This is a genomic window from Actibacterium sp. (assembly GCF_055134745.1).
Map to the genome: position 1 here is coordinate 58,838 of NZ_JBSRVX010000010.1, position 25,689 is coordinate 84,526.

24 protein-coding genes are annotated in these 25,689 nt (G+C 59.4%); 4 read left to right on the top strand and 20 right to left on the bottom strand.

What is annotated here, in order from left to right; genetic code table 11:
* Window positions 1-8: 8 nt before the first annotated feature.
* Window positions 9-494 (top strand): ureidoglycolate lyase, encoded by a 486-nt coding sequence (locus ACTCHC_RS01940; protein WP_463020761.1) that lies wholly within the window; start codon window positions 9-11, stop codon window positions 492-494.
* On the opposite strand, the gene ACTCHC_RS01945 is transcribed toward ACTCHC_RS01940, so the two are convergent.
* The 9 genes from ACTCHC_RS01945 to ACTCHC_RS01985 are packed head-to-tail and all read right to left on the bottom strand — an operon-like array spanning window position 491 to window position 10,650.
* Window positions 491-4,075, bottom strand: a complete 3,585-nt coding sequence (locus tag ACTCHC_RS01945) for a hydantoinase B/oxoprolinase family protein (RefSeq protein ID WP_463020762.1) — start codon at window positions 4,073-4,075, stop codon at window positions 491-493. The two genes, ACTCHC_RS01940 and ACTCHC_RS01945, sit on opposite strands and share 4 nt — an antisense overlap.
* 51 nt (window positions 4,076-4,126) lie before the next feature.
* Window positions 4,127-4,900, bottom strand: coding sequence for a molybdate ABC transporter substrate-binding protein (gene modA / locus ACTCHC_RS01950; RefSeq protein ID WP_463020763.1), 774 nt, complete (start codon window positions 4,898-4,900; stop codon window positions 4,127-4,129).
* A gap of 11 nt (window positions 4,901-4,911) precedes the next feature.
* Window positions 4,912-5,358 carry a hotdog family protein gene (locus tag ACTCHC_RS01955; RefSeq protein ID WP_463020764.1) on the bottom strand — a complete coding sequence of 149 codons (447 nt, stop codon included), beginning with the start codon at window positions 5,356-5,358 and terminating at the stop codon, window positions 4,912-4,914.
* On the bottom strand, window positions 5,355-5,948 hold the full coding sequence (locus ACTCHC_RS01960) for a PaaI family thioesterase (protein ID WP_463020765.1): 594 nt from the start codon (window positions 5,946-5,948) through the stop codon (window positions 5,355-5,357). Before ACTCHC_RS01960 ends, ACTCHC_RS01955 begins: the two co-directional genes overlap by 4 nt.
* The gene (locus ACTCHC_RS01965) at window positions 5,945-6,544 is read right to left on the bottom strand and encodes a TetR/AcrR family transcriptional regulator (protein WP_463020766.1); all 600 of its coding nucleotides are present in this window, start codon (window positions 6,542-6,544) and stop codon (window positions 5,945-5,947) included. Before ACTCHC_RS01965 ends, ACTCHC_RS01960 begins: the two co-directional genes overlap by 4 nt.
* A gap of 24 nt (window positions 6,545-6,568) precedes the next feature.
* Window positions 6,569-7,321 carry an SDR family NAD(P)-dependent oxidoreductase gene (locus ACTCHC_RS01970; RefSeq protein WP_463020767.1) on the bottom strand — a complete coding sequence of 251 codons (753 nt, stop codon included), beginning with the start codon at window positions 7,319-7,321 and terminating at the stop codon, window positions 6,569-6,571.
* 19 nt (window positions 7,322-7,340) lie between these two features.
* Window positions 7,341-8,852, bottom strand: a complete 1,512-nt coding sequence (locus tag ACTCHC_RS01975) for a class I adenylate-forming enzyme family protein (RefSeq protein WP_463020768.1) — start codon at window positions 8,850-8,852, stop codon at window positions 7,341-7,343.
* Window positions 8,853-8,880: 28 nt separating this feature from the next.
* The gene (locus ACTCHC_RS01980; RefSeq protein ID WP_463020769.1) at window positions 8,881-9,096 is read right to left on the bottom strand and encodes an acyl-CoA carboxylase biotin carboxyl carrier protein subunit; all 216 of its coding nucleotides are present in this window, start codon (window positions 9,094-9,096) and stop codon (window positions 8,881-8,883) included.
* Between the two features lie 18 nt (window positions 9,097-9,114).
* Entirely contained in the window at window positions 9,115-10,650 is a 1,536-nt protein-coding gene (locus ACTCHC_RS01985; protein ID WP_463020770.1) for an acyl-CoA carboxylase subunit beta, read from the bottom strand.
* A 163-nt stretch (window positions 10,651-10,813) separates the two neighbouring features.
* Between ACTCHC_RS01985 and ACTCHC_RS01990 the strand changes: the two genes are divergently transcribed.
* A complete protein-coding gene (locus ACTCHC_RS01990) occupies window positions 10,814-11,611 on the top strand; it encodes an enoyl-CoA hydratase-related protein (protein WP_463020771.1) in 798 nt (265 codons plus the stop codon).
* A gap of 42 nt (window positions 11,612-11,653) precedes the next feature.
* Here the strand turns inward: ACTCHC_RS01990 and ACTCHC_RS01995 are convergent, their stop codons facing one another.
* The 8 genes from ACTCHC_RS01995 to ACTCHC_RS02030 form a co-directional block, all read right to left on the bottom strand.
* Window positions 11,654-12,955, bottom strand: a complete 1,302-nt coding sequence (locus ACTCHC_RS01995) for a TRAP transporter large permease (RefSeq protein ID WP_463020772.1) — start codon at window positions 12,953-12,955, stop codon at window positions 11,654-11,656.
* Between the two features lie 4 nt (window positions 12,956-12,959).
* Window positions 12,960-13,451 (bottom strand): TRAP transporter small permease, encoded by a 492-nt coding sequence (locus ACTCHC_RS02000; protein WP_463020773.1) that lies wholly within the window; start codon window positions 13,449-13,451, stop codon window positions 12,960-12,962.
* A 116-nt stretch (window positions 13,452-13,567) separates the two neighbouring features.
* Window positions 13,568-14,653, bottom strand: coding sequence for a TRAP transporter substrate-binding protein (locus tag ACTCHC_RS02005; RefSeq protein ID WP_463020774.1), 1,086 nt, complete (start codon window positions 14,651-14,653; stop codon window positions 13,568-13,570).
* Between the two features lie 118 nt (window positions 14,654-14,771).
* Window positions 14,772-15,266, bottom strand: coding sequence for an isochorismatase family protein (locus ACTCHC_RS02010; protein WP_463020775.1), 495 nt, complete (start codon window positions 15,264-15,266; stop codon window positions 14,772-14,774).
* A 114-nt stretch (window positions 15,267-15,380) separates the two neighbouring features.
* Complete coding sequence (locus tag ACTCHC_RS02015; protein ID WP_463020776.1) at window positions 15,381-17,018, bottom strand: thiamine pyrophosphate-binding protein; 1,638 nt, start codon at window positions 17,016-17,018, stop codon at window positions 15,381-15,383.
* 23 nt (window positions 17,019-17,041) lie between these two features.
* On the bottom strand, window positions 17,042-18,268 hold the full coding sequence (locus ACTCHC_RS02020; protein WP_463020777.1) for a CoA transferase: 1,227 nt from the start codon (window positions 18,266-18,268) through the stop codon (window positions 17,042-17,044).
* A gap of 64 nt (window positions 18,269-18,332) precedes the next feature.
* Entirely contained in the window at window positions 18,333-19,976 is a 1,644-nt protein-coding gene (locus tag ACTCHC_RS02025; protein WP_463020778.1) for a GMC family oxidoreductase, read from the bottom strand.
* Window positions 19,973-20,923, bottom strand: a complete 951-nt coding sequence (locus ACTCHC_RS02030; protein ID WP_463020779.1) for a hydroxymethylglutaryl-CoA lyase — start codon at window positions 20,921-20,923, stop codon at window positions 19,973-19,975. The genes ACTCHC_RS02025 and ACTCHC_RS02030 overlap by 4 nt, the downstream gene beginning before the upstream one ends.
* 112 nt (window positions 20,924-21,035) lie before the next feature.
* Between ACTCHC_RS02030 and ACTCHC_RS02035 the strand changes: the two genes are divergently transcribed.
* Together ACTCHC_RS02035 and ACTCHC_RS02040 are read left to right on the top strand one after the other, a co-directional pair.
* Window positions 21,036-21,809 carry an enoyl-CoA hydratase/isomerase family protein gene (locus ACTCHC_RS02035; RefSeq protein ID WP_463020780.1) on the top strand — a complete coding sequence of 258 codons (774 nt, stop codon included), beginning with the start codon at window positions 21,036-21,038 and terminating at the stop codon, window positions 21,807-21,809.
* Between the two features lie 35 nt (window positions 21,810-21,844).
* Entirely contained in the window at window positions 21,845-22,423 is a 579-nt protein-coding gene (locus tag ACTCHC_RS02040) for a DUF2889 domain-containing protein (protein WP_463020781.1), read from the top strand.
* 9 nt (window positions 22,424-22,432) lie between these two features.
* Here the strand turns inward: ACTCHC_RS02040 and ACTCHC_RS02045 are convergent, their stop codons facing one another.
* From ACTCHC_RS02045 to ACTCHC_RS02055, 3 genes are read right to left on the bottom strand one after another with little or no spacing between them, the layout of a single operon-like run.
* Entirely contained in the window at window positions 22,433-23,131 is a 699-nt protein-coding gene (locus ACTCHC_RS02045; protein ID WP_463020782.1) for a fumarylacetoacetate hydrolase family protein, read from the bottom strand.
* 17 nt (window positions 23,132-23,148) lie between these two features.
* Entirely contained in the window at window positions 23,149-24,507 is a 1,359-nt protein-coding gene (locus ACTCHC_RS02050; protein ID WP_463020783.1) for an acetyl-CoA carboxylase biotin carboxylase subunit, read from the bottom strand.
* A gap of 11 nt (window positions 24,508-24,518) precedes the next feature.
* On the bottom strand, window positions 24,519-25,679 hold the full coding sequence (locus ACTCHC_RS02055; RefSeq protein ID WP_463020784.1) for an acyl-CoA dehydrogenase family protein: 1,161 nt from the start codon (window positions 25,677-25,679) through the stop codon (window positions 24,519-24,521).
* Window positions 25,680-25,689 lie beyond the last annotated feature (10 nt).

The following is a 25,689-nucleotide window of genomic DNA, read 5'->3' on the forward strand; positions in this document are numbered from 1 at the left end:
CGGGGCACGTGGTTCACACCCGCCCACTGACGGTGGCGGCCTTTGCGCCGTTTGGCGATGTGCTTGATACATCCGGTCAGCCGGACAGGATCATCAATCAGGGCCTGTGCGGGCGGTATCACGACCGCGCGCGGCTGGAATTCGGCCCCGACGGGCGCGCCGGCGTCAGCCTGTTCGATGCGCAGCCCCGCAAATTGCCGCTGGTTCTGGACATGGTCGAACGCCACCCCGACGGCAGCCAGACCTTCATCCCGATGACGCAGCACCCGTTTCTGGTGATCGTGACGCTAGATATGAACGGCGTTCCCGGATCACCGCTTGCCTTTGTCACCGCCCCCGGACAGGCAATAAACTTTCATCGTGGCACATGGCATGGCGTGCTGACCCCCCTTTTTGCCCCTGGCCTGTTCGCTGTGGTGGACAGGATCGGTGATACCAGAAATCTGCAAGAATACCGGTTTGAAACGCCCTGGATGATCACCGGCCCGATCTAGGGTTCGCCCCAGCCGCCACCGCCCGGCGTTTCCATCACAAACAGACCACCAGCCGGCAGGTCGATCTGATCATTCCCACGTAAATCGACCTGCGTGCCATCGGGCAGAATCGCAGAATTACTCCCCGGTGAACCAGGTTCACCCCCCTTCACGCCAAAGGGTTTTACCGTTCGATGTGAACACAGCGTGGTCACAGTAACAGGCTCAAGAAACCGCACCTCGCGCCGCACTCCATTGCCGCCCGACCAGCGCCCAGCCCCGCCGGATCCTTTACGAATGGCGAACCGTTCCAGTCGGACCGGAAACCGCTTTTCCAGAACTTCCGGGTCGGTCATGCGGGTATTGGTCATATGGCTTTGCACAGCATCACAACCGTCAAAACCGGGGCCCGCCCCCGTGCCCCCTGCGATGGTTTCATAGTTCTGAAAGGCCTGATTTCCCCAGATGAAATTGTTCATCGTTCCCTGTGACGCGGCCATAGCGCCCAAGGCCCCGAAAAGGGCATTGCAGGCGGCCTGGCTGACCTCGGTATTGCCGGCGATCACTGCGGCGGGATAGCGCGGATTCAGCATGCTTCCTTCGGGTGCGATGATCGTCAGGGGCGCAAGGCAACCTTCATTCAGCGGGATATCGGCCCCGACAAGGCAGCGGAAAACATATAGAACGACGGCCCGACAAATCGAAAGCGGCGCATTGTAGTTACCGGCCTGCTGGCCGCTGGTCCCTGTGAAATCGACCACCGCCTGACGGGTGTCCCGGTTGACCCGCACCGCGACACGGATCACCGCGCCGTTATCCATGGGATAGGTGCATTTCCCATTGCCCAGGCGGTCAATGACCCCACGCACAGCTTCCGCAGCATTATCCTGAACATATTTCATATATGCGGCAACGACATCCGCGCCATAGGTCGCGATCACATCAAGGAGGGCCAGCCGACCGGTTTCATTCGCCGCGATCTGGGCCTTCAGGTCAGCGACATTCTGCAGGACGTTCCTGCAAGGATAGCGGCCCGACGACAGAACCTGCCGCACAAGATGGTCCTGAAACTGCCCGCCCGAAACAAGGCGGATATTGTCGATGAGAACGCCCTCATCATCAATATGGCTGCTGTCGGGGGGCGACGAGCCGGGCGTGCGCCCACCGATATCAGCATGGTGGCCCCGCGATCCCAACCAAAAGCCGATGTCATCGCCCACGAAAACCGGCGTGACCACCGTGACATCAGGCAAATGCGTGCCGCCGTCATAGGGGGCGTTCAGCATGAAAGCATCCCCCGGCTTGACCCGGCCGGCATTGCGGCGCATCACCGTCCGGATACTGTCGGACATCGACCCAAGATGCACAGGCACATGCGGGGCATTGGCGACAAGATCGCCTTGCGCATCAAAGATCGCGCAGGAAAAATCAAGCCGTTCCTTGATGTTCACCGACCAGGCGGTATTGGCAAGCGTGGCCCCCATCTGGTCGGCAACCGACATGAACAGATTGTTGAACACCTCTAGCAAAACCGGATCCACTTGCGTGCCTTGCGCGGGCAAGCGTTCGATCGCGGCCATGCGTTCAAGTACCAGATTCGCCGTTGCATCGACCCGCGCGGCCCATCCGGGCTCAACGATCGTGGTGCCGGTCGGCTCTGCGATGATGGCGGGGCCTTGTATTGCAGTCCCGGCACGCAATGTGCTGCGTGTATATATGGGCACCTCGACCGGTTCATTCGCAAAAGTTATATGAACGATGTTCTTTTCCGTGACCTCTGTCATCGGTGGGTTCAGTGATACAGTTTCCCCGGCCCGCCCGATCGCCTCGACCGTCAGCATGTCTATCACGATGTCATGATCGCGCGATGCAAAGCCGAAACGCGCCTGATGTGCCTTTTCAAATTCCGAACGCATCAGGGATGCCGGGCCAAGCGAAACCTCCAGGGTCTGATGCGACCCGACATAGCGCAGATGTGCCCGGACCAGGGTTTGAATCGCAGACACCGGCACATTCTGCGCCACCACCTCGGCCTTGGCATCGGCTGTAAGACGGTCAAGCAGATCGTTTGCCGCGCCGATCTGTTCAAGCGGCAGGTCCAGCTGCCCCTCGCGCAGCGCGCGGATATCAGCCAACCCCATCCCATAGGCCGACAACACCCCCGCGAACGGATGCACGAAGACGCGCGTCATGCCCAGCGCATCGGCGACAAGACACGCATGCTGCCCACCCGCGCCACCAAAACACTGCAACGTATACTGCGTCACATCGTGGCCACGCTGAACGCTGATCTTCTTGATGGCATTGGCCATGTTATCGACCGCGATCCGCAAAAACCCTTGGGCAATCGCGACAGCGGGCTGCACGGGTTGGCCCGTTTCATCGGCAATCTGCCGCGCCAGGATGCCGAACTTGCGGCGGACCACGGCGACATCCAACGGTTCGTTGCCATTCGGCCCGAATACATGCGGGAAATGATCGGGATTCAGCTTGCCAAGCATGACGTTGCAATCTGTCACCGTCAGCGGCCCATCGCGACGATAGCACGCCGGCCCTGGATCTGCGCCCGCGCTTTCGGGGCCAACCTGGAAACGCCCGTCGCGAAAGGTGCAGATGGACCCGCCACCAGCGGCAACCGTGTGGATATCCATCATGGGCGCGCGCATTCGCACCCCGGCAACCTCGGTTTCGAAACTACGTTCATAATTGCCTGCGAAATGGCTGACATCGGTCGAGGTGCCCCCCATGTCGAACCCGATAAGCCTGTCGAATCCGGCCTGAATTGCGGTGCGCACCATGCCAACGATCCCGCCCGCCGGACCTGAAAGGATGGCATCCTTGCCCTGAAACAGGCTGGCATCCGTCAGCCCCCCATTGGATTGCATGAACAGCAGCCGATCGCAGCCGCTGTCCAGCGCGCCTGTCACCTGCGCGACATAACGGCGCAATATCGGCGACAGATAGGCATCCACCACAGCTGTATCGCCCCGCCCTACCAGCTTGATCAGTGGGGAAACCTGATGGCTGAGCGATATCTGCGCAAACCCGATCTGGCGCGCCATCTCTCCAAGCGCCAGTTCGTGAACGGGGTTTAAATAAGAATGCATCAATGCGATCGCCACACCACGAAAACCCGCATCAAACGCCGACTGCAGCGCGGCACGGGAAAGAGTTGGCTCCAGATCGCGCAGCACTGTTCCATCCGCCGACAGACGTTCGTTCACCTCGACCATGTGTTCATACAGCAGGTCAGGGCGGCGGATATGCAGATCGAACAGGCGCGGACGGGTCTGATACCCGATGCGCAGCAGATCGCCGAAACCCTGCGTTATCATCAGAAGAACCGGCGCGCCCTTGCGTTCCAGCAGGGCGTTCGTCGCGACGGTTGTTCCCATCTTGATGGCACGTATGGCATGGGGTTCTATTGGCTGATCCGGGGTCAGCCCCATCGCAAGCCGAATGCCATGGATCGCGGCATCTGCATACAGCTCTGGATTTTCAGAAAGATACTTGGCGGTCGAAAGCGCCCCATCGGGATGACGGGCAACAATATCGGTAAAGGTGCCGCCCCGGTCGATCCAGAATTCCCATTGATCCGTCATAGGCCCCGTCCGTTGGTCCCCCTGACGGAGTCGACCATCGCTTCCGGTTTGTCAATCTGTGGGACTATCTATGCCATAACCCGCCCCGGCAATAAGCGCCTGTGCGGCAGGGCTTTGTAAAAATACCAGAAATTCCTTTGCCACCGGATCATCGGCCCCCGCTTTCAGCAAGACTGCATCCTGGCGGATCGGGTCATACAGTGTTTCGGGCACGTCCCAGCGACTGCCGGGATGGGCGTTTCGCGCGCTTTGCACCAAAGACAAGGCCACCAGCCCGGCCTGAGCATTGCCTGTGGCGGTCAGGGCAAAGGCTTGCGCAATATTTTCGCCGGTCACGATCTTCCCTTTCAGCGTATCCGCCAGGCCCAGCGCGCGCAGGGTCTGCATGGCCGCCACGCCATAGGGTGCCAGATCAGGATTTGCGATGGCCAGATGATCGAACGCCCCCCGCGACAGCCAGATCGCGCCGTCTGGCGCGATACCATGCGGATCTGGCGACCATAATGTCAGGCGGCCATAGGCATAGGTGAACTGTGTCGCCCCCTCCGCCAACCCCTGATCGACCAGGCGCGCCGGCGTCGCCTGATCGGCGGCCAGCAGCACAGCAAAAGGTGCACCCGCCGCGATCTGCGCATAAAGTTTTCCGGTAGAGCCAGAGGTGAATTCAATCTGATAAGGATATTCCGCTGCGAAAAGCGGCATCAGCTCTTGCGCGGTGTCCAGAAAGTTTGACGCGACTGCCACCAACAGCTTTTGCGGTTCGGCCGCTGCAGCCCCGGCCCAAGCCGACAAGGCAATTGTCAGCATGAAAACGTATCGCAGCATGGGCAGAACTTTCAATCGCGCCTGAAGGGAAGGCGCACCATTACGCTGCCCGGGCCCACCGTCAAGACGCCATTGTTCACGCTCTCGATACTGATTTCCACCAGCCCTGCATCATTTTCCGACCAGACCCTTTCAACCCGCCCCCGCGTGACAACGGTCTCGCCCGCGACATTGAACCGCCGCATCGTCATATTGCGCACCGCCGTGATCTGCCCAAGGCACCCCACAAATTCGCGGATCGTACGTTCCCACATCCCCATCAGGAAAATATTGTTGGCATAGATATCAGGCGCACCCGAAGCCTGGGCGGCGCGGCTGTTATGATGGATCGCGTTGAAATCACGATTGCCGCCTGCCGCCACGATAAGCCGATGCACGGGCAACGGAAATTCCACGGCTGGCACAACGTCGCCAACAGCGAAATCTTGCCAATAGTGCCTGCGATCGGCCGGGTTCATGCTGCCCCCGCTTTAGACTGATACGGATGAAAGACAAACATCGTCACGCGAACAGTCGCAATATGCTGCTGTGCCTGGTCCACGATCCGCGATTCCAGCACAGCAAAGACGCCGCGGCCGACGCTGGTCTGTTTGGGCACACATGAAATCAACACGCGCCCCACCCGGCGCAGCCTGTCCCCCAGATAGGCCGGTGCCAGATAATCGGCATCGAAAGCTGTCGCAAAGAACTGCGCGCCGGGCGGAACCAGGGCAAACCCCGTTGCCTGCCCGGCAAATCCAGGCAAGGCATCTTTGGCGGCATCGGCCCAGGCACTACTGCCACCATCCCAGACCGGGGGCTGGACGAAAGCCATCAGGCTGCTGACCGGCGCGATCATGTCGCGATAGCCCGCATTCCGCGCCTGCACGGCAACGCTGTGCAGCCCGCAGGTGAACTCCAGCGGCTCCAGAAAGCGGCGCAGCGATGAGGCGTCGATTGCGTCAGGCGCGGGGCTGTCAGGGCGCAGCGCCAGATCCTGCCCGATGGCCGCAATCATAGGGCGCCAGGGCGAAATCCAGTCATCCGACGGCTTTGTTCCACCACTCATGATGGTGTGTCGGCCTGCAGGATCGCCATTGCAAATTCGGTATACTCGTCGATCAAGGCCCCGATCCGCAGCCGCCCCGATGGTTTGTACCAGTGGCTGACACCTGTCAGCATCGCCAGTATGGCCAATTTTGCAACATGCCCATCCCGCACGTGGAACTGGCCGGTGTCCAGCCCGGCCTGAATGATATCGCCCAAAAGCTGTTCATACCTGTTGCGCATGCCGACAATGATTTTCCGGTGCTCGTCGGACAGGCTGCGCAGTTCCATGTTGCCGATGAACACTTCATCCTTGCGCCGGGTGTGAAATTCGATGTGAACGGCGACAAACACCTTCAGCCGCTCCAACGGGTCTTCGACCCCCGACATCCGGGCATCCATGTCATCGAACAGATCCGTGATGATCGACTGCAACAGGTCGAACAGGAATTCCTGCTTGTTATTGATATAATTATACAGAGATCCGGCCTGAATCCCGACTTCTTTCGCCAGCATCCGCAGGCTGACGGCCTCATATCCATATTTCGCAATCAGCCGGACCCCAACCACGCGCAACATCTTTTCCGTGGCTTCGCCGTTCGATCCAACTGTCCGCATGATAACCCCCGAATGCAAAGTCCGTCAGACGCTAAGATATCCCCCATCCACAGGCAACATCACGCCCGTGACATAGCTGGACATATCGCTGGCCAGAAAGACAGCCGGCCCCACCAGTTCTTCCGGTTCGCCCACCCGGTTCATCGGCACATGCTTCAGCAATCCTGTGCGCTTGCGATCGTCCGCCAGCGTCTCGATCGTCATGGGTGTGCGCATGACGCCCGGCGCGAGTCCATTCACGCGAATACCATCCGGGGCCAGTTCGGCCGCCAGCGCCCGCGTGAATTGCAACACCGCCCCTTTCGAAGCTGTATAGGCGGCGGAATTGGGCGTCGCCAGAAACGACTGGATAGAGCCCACATTGATGATCGTGCCACGCGTCTGACGAAGCTGCTGCAGAAAGGCCTGCACCATGTTATAGGTGCCCGTCACATTCACGGCCAAAGTCTTGTCCCAGAAGGCATCTGCATCAGGCTGATCCATCGGGCCGCGCAACAGAATGCCGGCATTGTTCACCAGAACATCTATCGGGCCGCCCTGCGCGATCTGCTGTGCCACCGCCCGGCATCCGCCGCGGTCGGATATGTCAATCGCACAGGCATCCGATGGTGTTCCGCCAAGCGCGGCGACGGTATCGCGGGCGGTTTCAAGGTTGATATCCGCCACCAGCACATGCGCCCCGGCCGCAGCCATGCCAATGGCGATCGCGCGCCCGTTGCCCTGACCCGCGCCTGTTACAAGCACCCGCTTGCCGGCCAGTATTTCCCCATAGGACATGTGAGACCCTTTTTCGCGCTTAGACACTTTGCTTCAGAAACCGGTCGCGCAATTCGCGCTTCATTGTCTTGCCACTGTAATTGATCGGCAACTCGTCATAGGGCAAGAAAATGATCCTCTTGGGCACCTTGTAGCCTGCCAGCTCGGTCCTGGCGAAGGCGACTATCGCGGCCGGATCCTCGGCATGCCCGTCATGCACAACGATCACGGCTGTAACCTCTTCACCCCATTCGTCGCTGGGCAACCCCAGAATTGCGGCCTCGCGCACCGACGGGTGGCGCAGCAATACCTGCTCGACCTCTTGCGAATAAACGTTCAGCCCACCCGTTTTCACCATATCCTTGAGCCGATCATGAAAGCGTACAAAACCGTTTTCATCCATCGCACCCATGTCACCAGTGCGCAGCCAGCCATCATGAAAGGTTGCGCGGGTGGCCTCGGGATTGTTGTAATATCCTTTCATGACGGTCGGCCCGCGCACTGCAATCTCGCCGACCTCGCCCGTCTTGGCGTCCTCCAGCGTTTCAGTCAGAATTTTCACTTCGCTGTTCAGGAAGGCACGCCCGATTGATTCCGGGGCTTTTTCATAATCCTTTTCCTTCAGGACGGTGACGATGACCCCAGCTTCGGTCAGACCGTATTGAAAATAGATCTGCACGCCCTGGATCAGGTCATGAATTGCCGCGCGATCCTTGCGCGACAGGTTGGCCCCGCCCACATACCAGCGTTCGAATGACGACAGATCCGCTGTCTGCGCCTTTGGATGCCCAAAGATGTCGCGCGCCATTGACGGCGGCATGAAGGCATTCGTGGCCCGATAACGTTCAATCGCGTCTATCATCCCTTCGGGCGAGAATTTGGGCAGGATCGTTGCCGTGGCCCCAAGGTAAAGATGCGGCAGCAGCCAGCAGTTCAGCGCAGCGGCATGGTGCAAAGGCGTGGCCAGCAAGGTGTTGTCGTCTTCATGCATATCGGTATCGACGACTTCGTTCAGCGTATTCCAGAAAATGTTTTCATGCGTCAGCATCGCACCCTTGGATTTGCCCGTGGTGCCCCCCGTATACAGGATCGCCTGCACATAGGACGGGGAAACCTCGACAGCGGGCGGCGTGGCGACGGCATCCTTGATGAAGGCCTCCAGCCCGCCCTGCCCAAGGTCAATAATCGTTTCCACGCTGTCGGCAGGCGGGGCAAGCGCGCGCAAATCTTCGGTCACGAACATCATCCGCGCCTGACAGTCGCTGACGGTTGTCGCGATTTCGGGCGCGGTCAGACGATAATTGACAGGCACGGCGATCGCACCGGCCTTGGTAATACCCGCATAGAGGATAACCCAGTCGATGCTCGATTCCGCCAGAATGACCACGCGATCCTGCACATCCAGCCCGCGCGCGATCAGCGTATTGGCCAGCCTGTTGCTGGCCTCATCAAGCCCGCGATAGGACAAACGGCGCGCATCCTGGATCAACGCCGTCTTGTCAGGAAATCTGCCGGCATTATGCGCAATATGCGCCCCGACCGTCATACTCATCATAGCGGCTCCTCCCCGGATAAGCGTGTCAGGTGAAACTGAAAAGCGGCGTTCCGGCGTCGACGCTTTGACCTTCGGTCACGAGTATCTTTTCAACCGTTCCGGCATCGTCTGCCTCGATGTTGATTTCCATTTTCATCGATTCAAGAATGACGACAACATCGCCGAAATCGAATTCGTCACCTTCGGCGACCTCTATCTTGAAGATGGTGCCGGCCATGGGTGACTGGATATTTCTGGACATGGTTCAGATCCTTTCTGATCAAACGGGGTGCACCGCCGAACGGCGCTGGATGACGGCACTGTCGCGACGGCTGTAAATTCTGAAGCGCCGGATCAGGTCGTCGCGCAGGTTATCGGGCTCGACAACATCTTCAACGGCGAAACTGTCGGCGGCGGCGGCATAGACATCCACATCCTTGGCATATTCATCACGCTTTTCAGCAACGAACTTTGCGCGCTCGGCCTCGGGCAATTCCATGATCTGATTGAAATAGATCGCATTCACCGCCGCCTCGGGGCCGACAAGGGCCGGCATGGCGGTCGGCAAGGCAAGCATCGCGTCAGGATGGGTGGGCGCACCCGACATCGCCAGATAGCCCCCGCCATAGGCCTTGCGCACCAGCACCGAAATGCGCGGCACTGTGGCCTCGCAAACGGCAGACAGCAGCTTGGCGCCATGGCGGATGATGCCCGCCTTTTCCACCGAACTGCCGATCATATAGCCGCTGATATCCTGCAGAAACAGCAAGGGCACATTGAAGGCGTTGCACATCCAGATGAACCGCGCCGCCTTGTCCGAGGTGTCATTGAACAGCACCCCGCCCTTGTGCTTGGAATTATTGGCAACGATCCCGACCGACATGCCGCCCAACCGCGCCAGCCCGATGGTGATTTCCTTGGCGAAATTCGCCTTGACCTCATAAAAACTGTCGCCATCCACCAGGGCCTCGATCAACTCGTGCACGTCATAGGCGACGTTCTGATGCACCGGAACGATATCTGCGATCGACCGGGATGCCGCGGGCGGCCTGGCCGCGATGACCTGGGGGCGCTCCATCCAGTTATCGGGCAGGAAGCGCAGATAGTCCTTGACGCTTTGCAGGCCTTCCGCGTCGCTTTTCACCAGCACATCGCCAACGCCACTGACAGCACAATGCAGCCGCGCGCCGCCCATCTGCTCTTCGCTGACGTCTTCAAAAATGGTCATCTTGGCCATGCGGGGCGACCCCAGATAGGCCGTGGCCTGCTTGTCGACCATGATCGTCAGATCACACAGCGCCGGAACATAGGCCGCGCCGGCGGGCGACGGACCAAACAGCACACAGATCTGCGGAATGACGCCCGAGATTCTGACCTGATTGTAAAAGATATTGCCCCAGCCATTGCGGCCCAGGAACAGTTCCTTTTGTTCGTCAATCCGGGCACCGGCAGAGTCGACCAGATAAACCAGCGGCATCTTCGCCTCGCAGGCCAGATCCTGCATCCGGTTCAACTTCATCAGCGCCTGTTTGCCCCATGTGCCGGCCTTGACCGTCATGTCATTGGCGATCACCGCCACATCGCGCCCTTCGACCTTGCCAATGCAGGTGACGATGCCATCCGCAGGCAGCCCGCGTTCGGATCCGGCCAGAAGCCCGTCTTCGAATTCAAAGCCGTCATCGAAAAACATTGCCAACCGGTCGCGGACCAGCATTTTGCCCTGTGCGATATATTTTTCCCGCACCTTGCCTTGGCCCCCGGCCAGCGCGGTTTCACGACGTTCTTTCAATTCGTCCGTCTTGCTGCGATCCACCATCAGCGGTCATTCCTCTTCATTTGCCAATCCGGCCGGCGACCGTTGGCCATGGATGGCCTTACGGGCACGCGATACTTGACCAAGTCTATCCCGGCGGGTGCCGGCATTCTTGATAAGAACAAACGTTCGTATTAATACTATGCCAACCACCTTGGAGCATTCAATGAAATATGAAGCGATTACTGCAAAAATTGACGCCCGCGGCGTTGGCTATCTGACACTGGCCCGCCCACAGGTGCGCAATGCCATGAATGGCCAGATGTATGACGAAGCACGCCAGGTATTGCGCGAATTCGCTGCAGACCCAGCCGTGCGGCTTGTCGTCCTTTCCGGTCAGGGCGAAGCCTTTTGTGCCGGGGGTGATTTCAAATACCAGCAAAGCCAGAACGGCAAGCCGCGTGACGAAAGAATATTCGAAGCCCAGAAACTGGCGCTTTGGCTGCGCGAACTTGATACCCTTCCCAAGCCATTGATCGGCCGCATCAACGGATCGGCCTATGCGGGCGGAACCGGGCTGATATCGGTCTGCGATATCGCCATCGGCATCAGCGACGCCAATTTCGCCATTACCGAGGCCCGCATCGGCATGGTGCCCGGCATGATCGCGCCCTATGTCGTCAAACGCATGGGCGAGGCGAATGCCCGCCGTCTGTTCCTGAATGCACGTGGCTTTTCAGGCGATGAGGCCGTTAACTATGGCCTGCTCAGCCGCGCAGTTCCGGCAGACCAACTGGATGCGGCGGTGGAAGAGGAAATCGACCTGGCGCTGCGATGCGCGCCGGGCGCTGTCGCCATCATCAAGCGCCTGATCTCTTATGTCGATCAGCATGAATTCGACGATAACTTTACCTATACCGTGGAACGGGTCGCCGAAATGTGGGATTCCGCCGATGCCGCCGAAGGCATGGCCAGCTTTTATGAGAAACGCCTGCCCCGCTGGGATTGGCGCAACAAGGGCTGATGTGATGCAGGCGGGCGGGGCAGTTGCGCCCCGCCCTTTATCCTAGTTGTCCTTGACCAGATACAGAGCGATTTCAGGATAGATCGCCAGCAATGCCACAAAGGCCAGCATCCCCACCACAAATGGCATACATCCACGGAAGATGGTGCCCAGCGGAACATCGCGCGCCACTGACTGGATGACATAGACGTTCACACCAATCGGCGGTGTCACCAGCGCCACCTCGGCGATCACCACGATATAGATCCCGAACCAGACCGGATCTATGCCCAGCGCCGTGACCAGTGGAAACAGGATCGGCACCGTCAGGATCAGCATCCCGAACAGGTCCAGCACACATCCCAACAGCAGATAGAAGATGGTGATGGCAATGATGAACTCCGCATAGCCCAGGTTAAGGGACACCAGATAATCCAGCATCGCACCCATCAGCCCGGTCTGCGCCAGAAACCGCGTGAACAGATGCCCGCCGACGATGATCAGGAACAGCATCGCCGTGGTTACTGCACTGTCGGCCAGCGCGTCGCGGATCGCAGAGAGCGAAAGCTTGCGAGCAAGCGCGCCATAGATCAGCACTGCCACCACGCCAAAGGCTGACGCCTCGGTCGGGGTGAAAATGCCGAAATACAGCCCGCCCAGAATGACGCCAAAAATTGCCAGAACCGGAACGATGTGCCCCAGCGCACGAATGCGGTCAGACCAACTGGGGGCCTGATACATCTTGCGATCACCAGCTTCGGACGGGTTCAGGACCGCTATGCCAAAGACGATCACCGAAAAGATCAGCGCGATACAAAGGCCTGGAATAATTCCCGCCACGAACAGCGACCCGATCGAGGTTTCAGTCATCAGCCCGTAGAAGACCAGGATGATGCTGGGTGGGATCAGAATGCCCAAAGTTCCAGATGCCGAAATCACCCCTGTCGCCAGACGCATTCCGTAACCGTTCCGCTTCATTTCAGGGATGACGATGGCACCCATGGTGCGGGCGGTCGCCGTGCTTGAGCCGCTGACCGCGCCGAATCCGGCGCAGGCAAAAACCGATGCAATCGCCAACCCGCCCGGCAGCCAGCTAAGCCACATGGACGCACTGCGATACAGGTTACTGGCAATACCAGTATGATGAATCAGATTGCCCATCAGAATATAGAACGGCAAGGAAAGCAGCAGAAAATTCGCCCCTTCCGCCGACAGAATGATGGTGGATTGCGCCATGGCCGCCGTAAGGCTGCTGACGATGGCAAGACCCCCAACACCGATAACAGCCAGGCTAAGGCCGATCGGCACGCCCAGCACGATCAGGACAAGGATGGCAACGAAGCCCAGAATTCCGACAATGATCATCGCGTCACTCCACGCTTTCAGGGGCATCTTGCGCCGGATGGGCGCTGAACATCATGGCCAACGAAATCAACGCGGTCAGCGCGGCGGCGACCCCGACGATTCCCCGGAACCACACAATCGGCAGGTCAAGTTCCGGCGATGCCTCGCCGAACAGGATCATCAGCTTGCCGTCTTTCCATGTTTGCAGCGCCACCAGAACCGAAAACACGCCCAGCAGCAGCCATGTCAGCCGCGCCAGCCAGTTCTTGACAGTTGGCGTCAGCGCACCCTGCATGAATTCGGCCTTGATATGAACATTGCGCAGCCAGGCCTCGGGCAGGGCAAAAACCAGCGAGACCAGCAACAGGAATGAACACAGTTCCTGCGACCAGACAAATGGCATATTGAACGCGTAACGCAGGATCACATCCACGAACAAAACCGCAAGAATGACCGGAAGGCACAGATAGGCCGAAATCCAGAACATCCCGCGCGACACCCACCGCAGCAAAGTCATCATTATCCCCTTGTTGCTGTCATCAGCAAAATACTGGCCCACGACCGACTTGTGCCGTGGGCCAAAATTGGCTTCGGGACGCGCCGGGGATAACCCCTAACACGCCCCGTTTCTGATCAGGGCCGCAGGCCCTTGATCGGGTTCGCAGCATCATAGGCGATGATTTCTTCATCGGTCATCGCGCTGTATTTGGCCGAAAGCTCTGCCAGCTTGTCCAGAACTTCCTGGGCAGTGGGGTCTTTCATATCCTTGTTCTTTTCCAAGAATTCAGCATACATCGGCGCCAGCATATCGCTGACTTTTTTCAGCTCTTCATCGCTGACGTCCACAATGGTCACACCGGCGGCTTTCATTTCTTCCAGCGCGCGGTTGGTAAGATCGGTGTACATCTTCGGATAGGCGCGTGCAGCTTCCTGCCCGGCAGTATCGAACGCCGCTTTCAGGTCGTCCGGCAATGCGTCATACATCTTCGGGCTGATTGCGGTCGGAATGGCCACACGGGCAATACCAATGCGGAAGTTGTGCTTGCCGATTTCATGCAGACGGTAGGTAACCATATCGGCCGTCGACAGGATAACCCCATCAAGAATGCCCTGCTGGAACGCAGTATAGGCATCTGCAATGGTCATTGTGACCGGGGTCATGCCAAGGCTTTCAACCATTTTGGTGATGCCGCCACCCGCTGCGCGGATTTTCAACCCTTTCAGATCTTCGATCTTGTTGACGGGCACCTTGGTGATGATGTCATAGCCGGGCGTCACCACGTAAAATCCCAGATAGACGCCCAGACGCTCGTATTCCTTGCGGTAATAATCGGGATACATCTCGTTCACGATGCGGGTCGCGGCCTGATCGCTGGCAGGCAAGGCGCGCGGCAATTCGTTCGCATGGATCAAATTGAAACTTTTGGCCATATAGATCGGGAAAGCCGGGGCAACGTCGGTGATGTCACCGGCCAGAGCCTTGAACCCGTCACCGATCGAATGCAGCACGCTGTCGGGATAGGTCTCGACCTTGATGCGACCGCCGCCCAATTCTTCAAGACGGGCGGCATAAGGCACGTAAACTTGTTGCCAGGCATCGCTGCCGCTCGGCTGATGGAACGACAGCCGGACATTAACCGTGTCCTGCGCGACGGCAACCGTCGCCAACAGACCCGTGGCAAGGGCCAGGCCCGCACCACGCAAGAATGACTTCATCATCTTATTTCCTCCCAGTTGTAGGGGCCACTATGGCCCTTGGCGTTTTGCCTTCCGTCCTGATGCGGCTGGCGATCTTTTTGCCCCAAGGTTCTGCCTGAACCACGTAAGGCGGTAGTATTTATTTGATCAAGCGGGATATTTCCCTGAACCGTGGATGTTCTGCCGTTTTCATCCAACCAAACACGATCATTTCGACAGTCTGCAGCTCAGCGCCGGCGCGATCCATCGCGCGCAGGGCCGCGTCATAGTCAGGCTGGTTGCGTGACCCGATGGCATCTGTTGCCACGATCACCCGACGCCCCTGTTCCAGCAGCCCGTCAACGGTTTGCTTGACGCAGATATGCGCCTCGCATCCCGCGACGACGACAGGCGCCTCTCCCTTGGGAACATGGGCGCTGGCGTCAAAGCTCATCTTGGGCACGACCGTCATGCGCTGCAATTGCAGGGCATCCACGGTGCGCCCCAGCTTGTCGGGGTTTTGCTCGGTGAATGACAGGTCCTGATCCAGCAATTGCGCTGCCTGCGCAAGGATCTGCGCCTTGCGCACCATCTGGTCGCAGTCACGCAAGGCAGGCACCAGCCGTTCCTGCATATCAATTATCACCACGTGCATGCGGGCCCCTCCCGTTCCCAAACGCCGTCATGATCCTGACCGCATATACGAACGCCTGTTAGTTTATAGTTAGCCATCACAGAGTCAAGCGTCGCATAGCGGCGCCCGTCATCCTCAGGTTACATAGCGCGTGAACGCAACCGTGGTCGCCTTGATCCGCCAATCGGTAATGACGTTCAGAAGCGCCGGACGGCCGTCGGCGATTGCGGCGCGGGCGCGCTCCAGCGCCGGTCGCAGATCATCGGGGTCTTCCACCAACTCCCCATGCCCGCCCAAAGCCTGCGCCATCAGCTCATAGCTGGGATAGCCCAGATCGCGCCCCACCTGGGTGCGTGTCGGGTCGCCGGTCCAGCCGCCATTCTGGCTGATGATGACGATCACCGGCAAACGGTGCCGCACGGCAGTGTCGAATTCCATCGCGTTCATGCCGAACGAACCATCGCCATGCAGCACGATGACCTCATTATCGGGACAGGCCACCTTGGCGCCGACGCCAAAGGGCATTCCGACACCCATCGTGCCGAACGTGCCGGAATTGATCCGATGCGCGGGCATGAAAGTGGGAATGGTTTGGCGGCCAAAGTTCAGAATTTCCTGACCATCCACCACAAGAATTCCATCACGCTTGGCAAAATCGCGCACTTCGCGGCACAGCCGCTGCGGGTGGATCGGCTGGCCGTTGTTTTGCAGCGCCTGTTCCTGCTTGGCCGATTTCTCGGTATTGATTGCCTTCAGGGTGTCGGTCCACTCTCTGAAACTGGCCGGCAATTTTCCGGTCGCATTCAATTGCGACAGGGCGGTTTTCAGATCTGCAACCGCTCCGACCGTCAGCCCGGCACTGGTGGCGATTTCCTGACTGTCGGCATCAATCCGCACAATCTTGACATCGGCGGCAAAACGTGGCGCCGAAATATGACCCGAAACATAGTTCATTCGCGTGCCCAGAACCAAAACCAGATCGGCCTGCCGAAACGCCGAAGCCCGCGCCGACAGAAAGCACAAAGGATGATCGTCGGGCACGATGCCCCGCGCCTGCGGCGTGGTGAAGAACGGAATGCCCGTCGATTCCACAAAGGTTTGCAATTCAACCCCTGCGCCCGATGCCAGCGCCCCGCCACCCGTGACGATGATCGGACGTTCCGCACCCTGGATCGTTTCAATGATCCGATCGACCAGACTATCCGACAATGCCGGACGCGGACGGTTTTCCATGCTGAAGGGGTCCGGCCAGACGACTTTGTCCTCGTCGACCAACTCCATCAGGATATCGGCAGGCAAATCCAGATAGACCGGCCCAGGCTTGCCGGATACCGCGATATTCAGCGCGCGGTTGATCAGTTCCGGAATCCGTTCGGCATGATGCACCCGTTCGCCCCATTTCACGCAGGGGCGCATCATCGCCAACTGGTCCAGCTCTTGAAACACACCACGGCCGGATTGGTCCTGCGGGCTGGACCCGCCCAGCAGCAAGACAGGAATGCAGTCATGCAAGGCATGGGCGGCGCCTGTCACGAAATTGGTGACACCCGGCCCGGATGCCGCCATACAGGCCGCCGGTTTTCCACGCAACCTGGTATAGGCCTGCGCCGCCATGACCGCCGCCTGTTCGTGGCGCACATCAATGCCACGCAACCCCCGCGCAAGGCTTTCGGATTCCGCCTGCAACATGGGGGCCCCCATGATGTAAAAGAACGTATCCAGACCCGCCCGTTTCAGGGTCTCTGCCACCAGCGTTGCACCTGTTAATTCCATTCTCTCTCTCCCTTCGTGCGCAGTCAGATCGCGCCCGCATTTTTCAGTTCGGTGATTTCATCTTCATCCAGCCCCAGAAGCTGGCCATAAATATCGGAATTGCTTGACCCCAACAGCGGCGCCGGCGTCGTGATATTCGGCGAATCCGACATCTGAACCGGCCAGCCGGGCATCAGAAAGCTTCCACGCTCGGGGTGGTCTATGGTTACGAAGACCCCACGATCATGCATGCTTTGATCCTGCGACAGTTCCAGGGTATCCAGAACCGCACCGGCGGGTACGCCCGCCTTGCCAAGGATGCGCATCGCTTCATGCTTGTCATACTGTTCGACCCAAGGCGCGATAAGCGCGTTCACGGCGTCGATATGCTGTGCCCTGGTTTCGGATGACGCAAAACGCGGATCATCCATAAGATCTTCGCGACCGATCACCCGCAGCAAGGCCTCCCATTGAACATTGTTCGCGCGACTGCTGTAGACATAGCAATAGTCATTCAGCCCGCCGCCCTTGCAGCGATAGGCCTCGCTGGGGGCCGTGGTGCCAAGCACCAGCTGATTGCCCATCCTTGGGCAGGCCTCGCCGCTGCGGGCCTGCGCGACGTAAGCCACGCGGCAAAAATTAACCATCGCATCCTGCATCGCGACAGTCACCTTCTGACCCCTGCCCGAAGTCTGGCGCTGGATCAGCGCCCCCAGAATGCCGATAATCGAATGCAGGCCCGCGCCGGTATCGCCCAGCGTTACGCCCGGCTTGATCGGGCGCCCGTCAGGATCGCCGGTAATACTCATCACGCCGCCGGTGGCCTGCGCGATCATGTCAAAGCTCTTGAAACTTTCATAGGGGCTGCCCTCGCCATAACCCTTGACCTGTGCATAGATCAGACGCGGGTTGATCTTGTGAACATCCTCCCAGCCCAGGCCCAGCTTTTCCATCATGCCCGGCGTGAAATTCTCGACCAGAACATCACTGATACGGATCAGATCATGCAGCAGTTCCCTGCCCTTGTCCGATTTCAGGTTCAGCGTCACGCTTTTCTTGTTGGCGTTAAGAAACATGAAATAGAAAGAGTCTTTGCCCTTCACCTCGGTCGAGGCATAGCGACCCATCTCGCCGCCTTTGGGGTTCTCGATCTTAATGATCTCGGCACCCATCCACCCCATCGCCTGCGTCACCACGGTGCCGGCTTCGAACTGGGTGAAATCCAGCACTCTTATACCGGACAATGCCCGGCCTTCTGACTTGTCTGACATTATTCCTCCCCTTGGCCGTCTGCGACCAACCCTGTTCTTATCATTATCCGCATATTCAACATTGTCAGCCTTTAATCGCCGAATGCAGGATCATGTCGGCTGCCTTTTCCGCGATCATCACCGTTGGCGCATGGGTGTTGGACGACGTAACCTGCGGCATGACCGAGGCATCCACCACCCGAAGCCGCGCCAGCCGGTGCACCTTCAGATCGGCCCCGACCACCGCCATATCATCCTGCCCCATCCTGCAGGAACCAACCGGATGAAAGACCGTCGATCCTGTGCTGCGCGCATATTCAAGCAAGGCCGCTTCGTCGGCAATCGCCCTGCCCGGCGAAGTCTCGGATCCGGCGCCCCCCATGCCCTGCAATATCCGTCGGCACCATTGCAGCCCTGCCACGACCGCCTGCTGATCGGCAGGCTCTTTCAGATATTCAAAGTTGAACTGCGGCGCCTGCAGCGGGTCTGGCGAAACCACGCGCAACGTGCCACGGCTTGCCGGGCGCATCTGCCAGGCGCCACAACTTATCGCAGGCCGCGTATCCAACTGCCCCGCCACCTTTTGGGAATAGCTGGCAGGGGTAAAGACAAGTTGCAGATCGGGCTGAGCACAGGCCGGATTGCTGCGCACGAACGCGGTGGCATTGCCCGCCGAATAGGTCAGAATACCCTTTGCCTGCACGCCATAGCGCAGCATTTCACGCATCAGCCGCCAGCCACGGCTGACTTGGTTCAGGGTAAGTTGCCCCGGCACATCGCGCACCACACGCGCAACGAAATGATCATGCAGATTTTGTCCAACACCGGGCAGATCGTGCTTAACTTCGATTCCGGCCCTTTGCAGCATCGCGCCATCGCCGATACCAGAGACCTGCAGCAGATGCGGCGAATTTATTGCGCCCGCCGCCAGGATCACCTCTTGGCGGGCTCTTGCCACAACGATCTGGCCAGAATGGCGCATCCGGATGCCCGTGGCCCGGCCTTGTGACAGCTCGACCCCCAGCACCTGCACCCCGGTAAGAACCCGCAGATTGGGCCGACGCATAGCGGGCCGCAAATAGGCGCTGGCTGACGAGACCCGGAAACGGCCACGGCGGTTTTGCTGAACGAACGCCACCCCCTCGCCGGGATTCGCATTGTAATCCTCGATGAACGGCAATTGCATGGCTTGGGCCGCCTGCGCGAATTCCCGTGTCAGTGGCTGATGATCCGCAAATTGCGACACATGAATGGGGCCATTGCGCCCCCGGCCCGGCTGCGCCCCGTCAAGATAGGTTTCAGACATTTCCAGATACCGGCGGATATCGGCAAACCCCCAACCAGCGGCCCCCGAAGCAGCCCAGCCGTCATAATCACAGGGCAACCCCCAGGAATGCCACATGCCGTTGATCGACCCGCTGCCGCCCAGAACCCTGCCACGCGGGAAAGCGACCTGCCGCCCACCCAGCGTATCCTCGGGCGCGGTCTTATAACCCCAGCCAAATCCGGGATGGTTCAACAGATGAAAAAACCCTGCGGGCACTGCGACAAGCGGATGCCGCTCCGATCCTCCGGCCTCGACCAGCAATACATTGAAGCGCCCATCCGCCGTCAGCCGGTTTGCCAGAACGCATCCGGCCGCACCGGCGCCGACAATTATGAAATCCGCCTCTTCCCCCGGCCCATTCTCAGCTTCGCGCCCGTGCTGCTGTTGCACAGGTGCCGTCACGTTGCGCGCCGCATGTTCTTCAGGCTGCCCGCATGCATAACCTTTCCGGGCATCCGATGCCCGAACAGATCTTCGGCCAGCCTTGCACAGGCGATCATTTTTTCAAGGTCGACATCGGTCTCGATCCCCATTTCGTGACACATGAACACCAGGTCTTCCGTGCAAACATTGCCTGCCGCCCCCTTGTGTTCGGCAAACGGACACCCGCCAAGACCGGCAACAGAACTGTCGAACTGATCAACGCCCATCCGCAACGCGGCATAGACATTGGCCATACCGGTGCCGCGCGTGTCATGCAGATGAAGCCCGATCTTCATGTCAGGCCAGCGTGACCGCAAGGCGCCCAGACGCCGTTCCATATCCAGTGGATTCGCATATCCCACGGTATCGGCCAGATAGATGCCCTTAAGCGGCTGATCATATTCGGCGGCCAGATCCAGAACCCGCTGAACCATGTCCAGAACCCGCGAAACGGGCATGTCACCTTCATAATTGCAGCCGAAGGCGGTCATCACATACCCCCATTCGACCGCGATGCGATTTGCGCGATAGATGTCCATCCACTTGCGCTGCTCGGCAAAGGTTTCCTCGATGTTCCGGCTGGTATTCTTGATCGAAAACGTCTCCGAGGCCGTCACGCGGATCGACCCAACGACATCCAGCGGCAATTGCAGCGCGCGCTCCAACCCCTGGGTGTTCAGCCACAGCCCGGTATAGCGCACCCCCGGTTTCCTGTTGATCGCACGGGCGACCGCATCGGCATCCGCCATGTTCGGCACACGTTTTGGATTGACGAATGAAACGCAATCAATCTGTTTCACGCCCGTTTCGGCCACGGCCTCGATCAGTCGCACCTTGTCAGAAACAGGCAGATTCCGCGGTTCGATCTGAATCCCTTCGCGCGGGCCTTCCTCATGAATGTGAACGAATTTCGGCAGGTCGGACATGGGAACCCCAATCGAGTCAATCTGGCACTTTAATTACGAACGTTTGTTGGTATAGCATAATATAGACATGTCATTAATATTGGTAAAGAGTGCGCGGCGAAGGAGAACGCACATGGCTATTTCCACCGGGATCTCGGAACGGATCGCGCTGGTCACAATCGAACGGCCGGCACGTGGAAATTCGATTGATCCGGAAACGCATTGTGAACTGGCTGAACTGTGGCCTGCGCTGGAACAGGATCCGGGGGTGGGCGCCATCATCCTGACAGGGCACGGCGACAGGACATTTTGCGCCGGCGCCGATGTGCACAGCTTTCTTCCCTATCTGGCCGACCTGATCATGCGCGGGCAGGATCCGGGCCATTTCTGTGGCCTGACGGACCAGCCCCTGTCCAAGCCGCTGATCGCCGCCGTGAACGGTGCGGCCATCGGCGGCGGCCTGGAGCTTGCGCTGGCCGCCGATATTCGCATTGCAGCCGATACCGCCAGCTTTGGCCTGCCCGAGGTGGGCCTGGGCGCAATCGCCGGGGCGGGCGGCATCACGCGCCTGTCGCGGGCGATTCCACAGGCCGTGGCCAATCACATGATTCTGACCGGCGAGGTAATTTCGGCGCAGCGCGCATTTCAGCTGGGACTTGTCAGTGAAATTCTTGCGCCCGCCGAACTGTTGCAGCGCGCGCATAACATTGCGAAGCGCATCCTGACCAATGGCCCGCTTGCCGTTTCGGTTTGCCGCGACATCCTTCAGAAAATCGCTGGCATCCCCCTGCGCGACGCTTTGGCCACAGAACGCGCAGGCTTTCACACCACGATCGCGTCGGATGATTTTTCGATAGGGGTGGCCAGCTTTGGAAGAACCACGCCTCCGGCTTTCACCGGCCGATGACACCGCAACACACACCCGACAACAAGAAGAGATTGATGCCCTTATCCCCTCCGCCCCCCCGCAAGCCGCACCACATCCGCAGGGTGACCTATGAAAGCTATGACCGCGAAGACGGGCTAATTGATATCGAGGCACGCATTCGCGACGAAAAAGGCTTTGTCTATGAAGAACTGGACCGTGGATTTCTGGAAATCGGACAACCCATACACGACATGTTTGCGCGGGTGACCATCGACGAAGACACCATCATCCATGCCATCGAGGTGGACATGCAGACCGCGCCATTTTCCTTTTGCGATGGCGGCGGGATGAACGCCCAGCGTCTGGTCGGCGCCTCGATCAAGGGCGGATGGCGCAAGGCCCTGAACGAGGCAATGGGCGGCACGCAGGGCTGCACCCATCTGCGCGAATTATTGTTCGGCGTGGGCACTGTCGCCTTTCAAACCGTGTCGCGCAGGCAAATGAAAAAAGCCGAAGAAACCGCCCTCGCCGACCCGGGCAATGCACAAATGCCGTTCTTTCTGAATGCTTGCCATTCCTGGGCACTGGACAGTCCGGTTGTGGAACGGCTGTTTCCCCAGTTCTACAACGGCCCTGGAACCAAAGACACCTGACCGCGTCGGTCAGTCTGGCGCGCCGATCCTGACCGTGATTTCGCCCACGCCGGCAATACTGCCCGTCAGAAGATCGCCGGGCTGAACCGGCCCGACACCCGCCGGCGTGCCGGTCAGCACGACATCACCCGGCCGCAAATGGTAATATTTCGACAGATCCGCGATCAGTTCGGCGACGTTCCAGACCATCAGCGATAGATCAGACGCCTGGCGCAGCTCGCCATTCTGGCGCAACTCTATGGCGCCGCTTGACGGATGCCCGATCTGGCTGGCGGGAATGACTTCGCTGATGACGGTGCTGTATTCGAAATTCTTTCCGAAATCCCACGGGCGCCCCTTGTCGCGCGCGACAAGTTGCAGATCGCGGCGGGTCATGTCCAGCGCACAGGCATAGCCGAACACCGCCGACAGCGCATCCTGTGGCGAAATACGAAATGCGTCAGCCCCGATAATAACCGCCAGTTCCATTTCATAATGAAAGTTCTGCGTGCCCGCCGCATAGGGAATAGTCGCCCCGCTCTGGACCACGCCATAGGCGCCTTTAAGGAAAAAAAAGGGCGCCTCGCGGTCGACCGTGGCCCCCATTTCCTTGGCGTGGTCTTCATAGTTGCGTCCGGCACAGATGATCCGGTTCGGAGCCAGCCGTTCGGCATGACCGGCAACCGCGATTGTTTCATGGGGCAAGGGCGGAAACAGGAATTGGGTCATGACAGGCGGAACCTTCTTCAGATCAGGGTGGAAATATTTTCTTCCACAAACTTTGTGTGGACACGATCCGCCAAATAGTCGGGATGTTCAATCAAGGTTTTCAGGAACCCAAGATTGGTCGCCAACCCCTCGATCCGGGTTTGGCTCAGCGCGGCACGCAGGCGCGCAATGGCATCAGACCGATTTTCACCATGCGCGATGATCTTCATCAGCAGGCTGTCATAAAAGGGCGTGACCGTATCGCCCGCCTCGAACCCGGTATCGACGCGGATACCATCGCCAACCGGCAAGACCAGTGCGCTGATTGGGCCGGGGGCCGGCATGAACTGGCGCGCGGGGTCTTCGGCACAGATCCGCAGTTCGACGGCATGGCCTGTGGCCGAAATGTCATCCTGGCGCAGTGCATCCGACATATCCGGACCCAGGGCGAATTGCACCTGCATAGCGACAAGATCCCGGCCGGTTATCATTTCGGTTACCGGATGTTCCACCTGAAGCCGGGTGTTCATTTCCATGAAATAAAACCCGGCGGTTTCATCATCATACAGAAATTCAACCGTGCCCGCGCCGCGATATTCACAGGCACGCGCCAGCGCCAGCGCTGTGTCGATCATGCCCTGCGCCGCAGCGGGATCAAGGGCACCCGGCCGGGCTTCCTCGACGATTTTCTGATAACGTCGCTGCAAGGAACATTCCCGCAGATACAGGTGCACCGCCCCCGCGGCGCCCAGCCCGAAAATCTGAACCTCGATATGGCGGGCGCGCCGCACCAGACGTTCCAGATATACGGACGGGTCGGAAAAGGCGCGCCCCGCCTGTGCAGACGTGCTTTGCACCGATTTGACCAGCTTGGCCGGGTCCAGGACCGGGCGCAGCCCGATTCCGCCGCCCCCTCCCGCCGCCTTGACCAGCAGCGGAAAGCCCAGCCTTTCGCCCTCTGCCATCAGACGGGCCTCATCCGATGGGTCCAGCTTGTCGGTGCCCGGCAGGATCGGCACACCCGCGGCCACCGCAGCATCGCGCGCGCGGCCCTTGTCGCCCATCAGGCGAATCGTATCGGGATCGGGCCCGACAAACACCAGCCCCGCGTCGCGACAGGCTTCGGCAAAACCGGCACTTTCGGCCAGAAATCCGTAACCCGGATGCACCGCATCCGCACCGACCGAACCGGCGGCCTGCAGAACCTTGCTGACATCCAGATAGGACTCTGCTGCACGCGGTCCGCCAAGATGCACCGCCTCATCCGCCAGCCGGACATGCCGCGCCTGCGCATCCGCGTCGGAATATACCGCCACCGCTGTCATCCCCAGCTGTTGCACAGAGCTGATGATCCGGCAGGCAATCTCGCCGCGATTGGCGATCAGAATCTTCGTCATGATGCGCCCCCTTAAAACGACCGCGGCAGGTTCAGCCAGCGTTCACCGATCAGGTTCAGGGTCATATTGTTGTTCAGCGGCGCAAAGGAATAAAGCCGCGCATCGCGGTAATAGCGCTGGATCGGAAGATCCATGTCCAGCCCGGCCCCGGCGAAAATATCCATGCCCACATCCGTCGCCTGAACCGCTGCCTTGGCCGAGGCCCATTTGGCCATGCTGCTGGCCACGTCGGTGGCCTCGCCCGCCGCATCTTTCCTTGCGGCCTCCAGTGTCAGCAGCCAGGCAGATTCGATGCCCACGCCTGCAATCGACAGTTGGTGCTGCACCGACTGGAACTGACCGATCGGCTTGCCGAACGCCATACGCTCGCGCGCATAATCTGCCGTCACCTCGATTGCACCGCGGCCAATACCGACGGCAACCGCGGCCGCGTTCATGCGTTCGCCGTTCAGGGTCGCGATCACCTGTGGAAAGCCGTTATTCACCTTTCCCAGCACGTCTTCGGGCGCGGCACGCACATTGTCGAAAGACTGCGCATTGGTGTCATAGCCGTTGATCGCCATGGTGCGCACCTCGGTGGCGGTCACGCCCTTGGCCCGAGTGGGCACCAGAAACATCGTCACGCCCCGGCTGTGATGCGGCGCCGTACGGGCCAGCACCACCATGATGTCGCTGGTCGAGGCACCGCTGATCCACATCTTGTTGCCATTGATGACCCATCCCTGTTCATCCTCGACCGCCTTTGTGCGCATCGCCGACAGAATATCGGTGCCACCGCCCGCCTCGGTCAGGCAGAAAGAGGATTTGATCTTTCCTTGCGCCAGCGGGGTCAGGTATTTTGCCTTCTGCGCCGCGCTGCCATTTTCGTTCAGCATCCGCGTGACCATATAGTGAACCACCATGAACACGGCCATAGAGGTTGCCTTGCGGCCCAGAACCTCCAGCACGACCAACTGATCGACCGGCCCGCCGCCAGAGCCGCCAATCGATTCATCGACCCCCAGCCCCATGACCCCAAGATCGGAAAGGGCGGCGTGCAGATCGGCATCGAACAGCTTTTCATTGTCCAGCTTCTGGACCCTGGCAACCGGCGACACGCGATCAATCGTTCCCTCAAGAGCGTCACGGAACATTTCCTGTTCCTCGGAAAGCCGGGCAATCTGTGGCAGCATCATTTTCCCC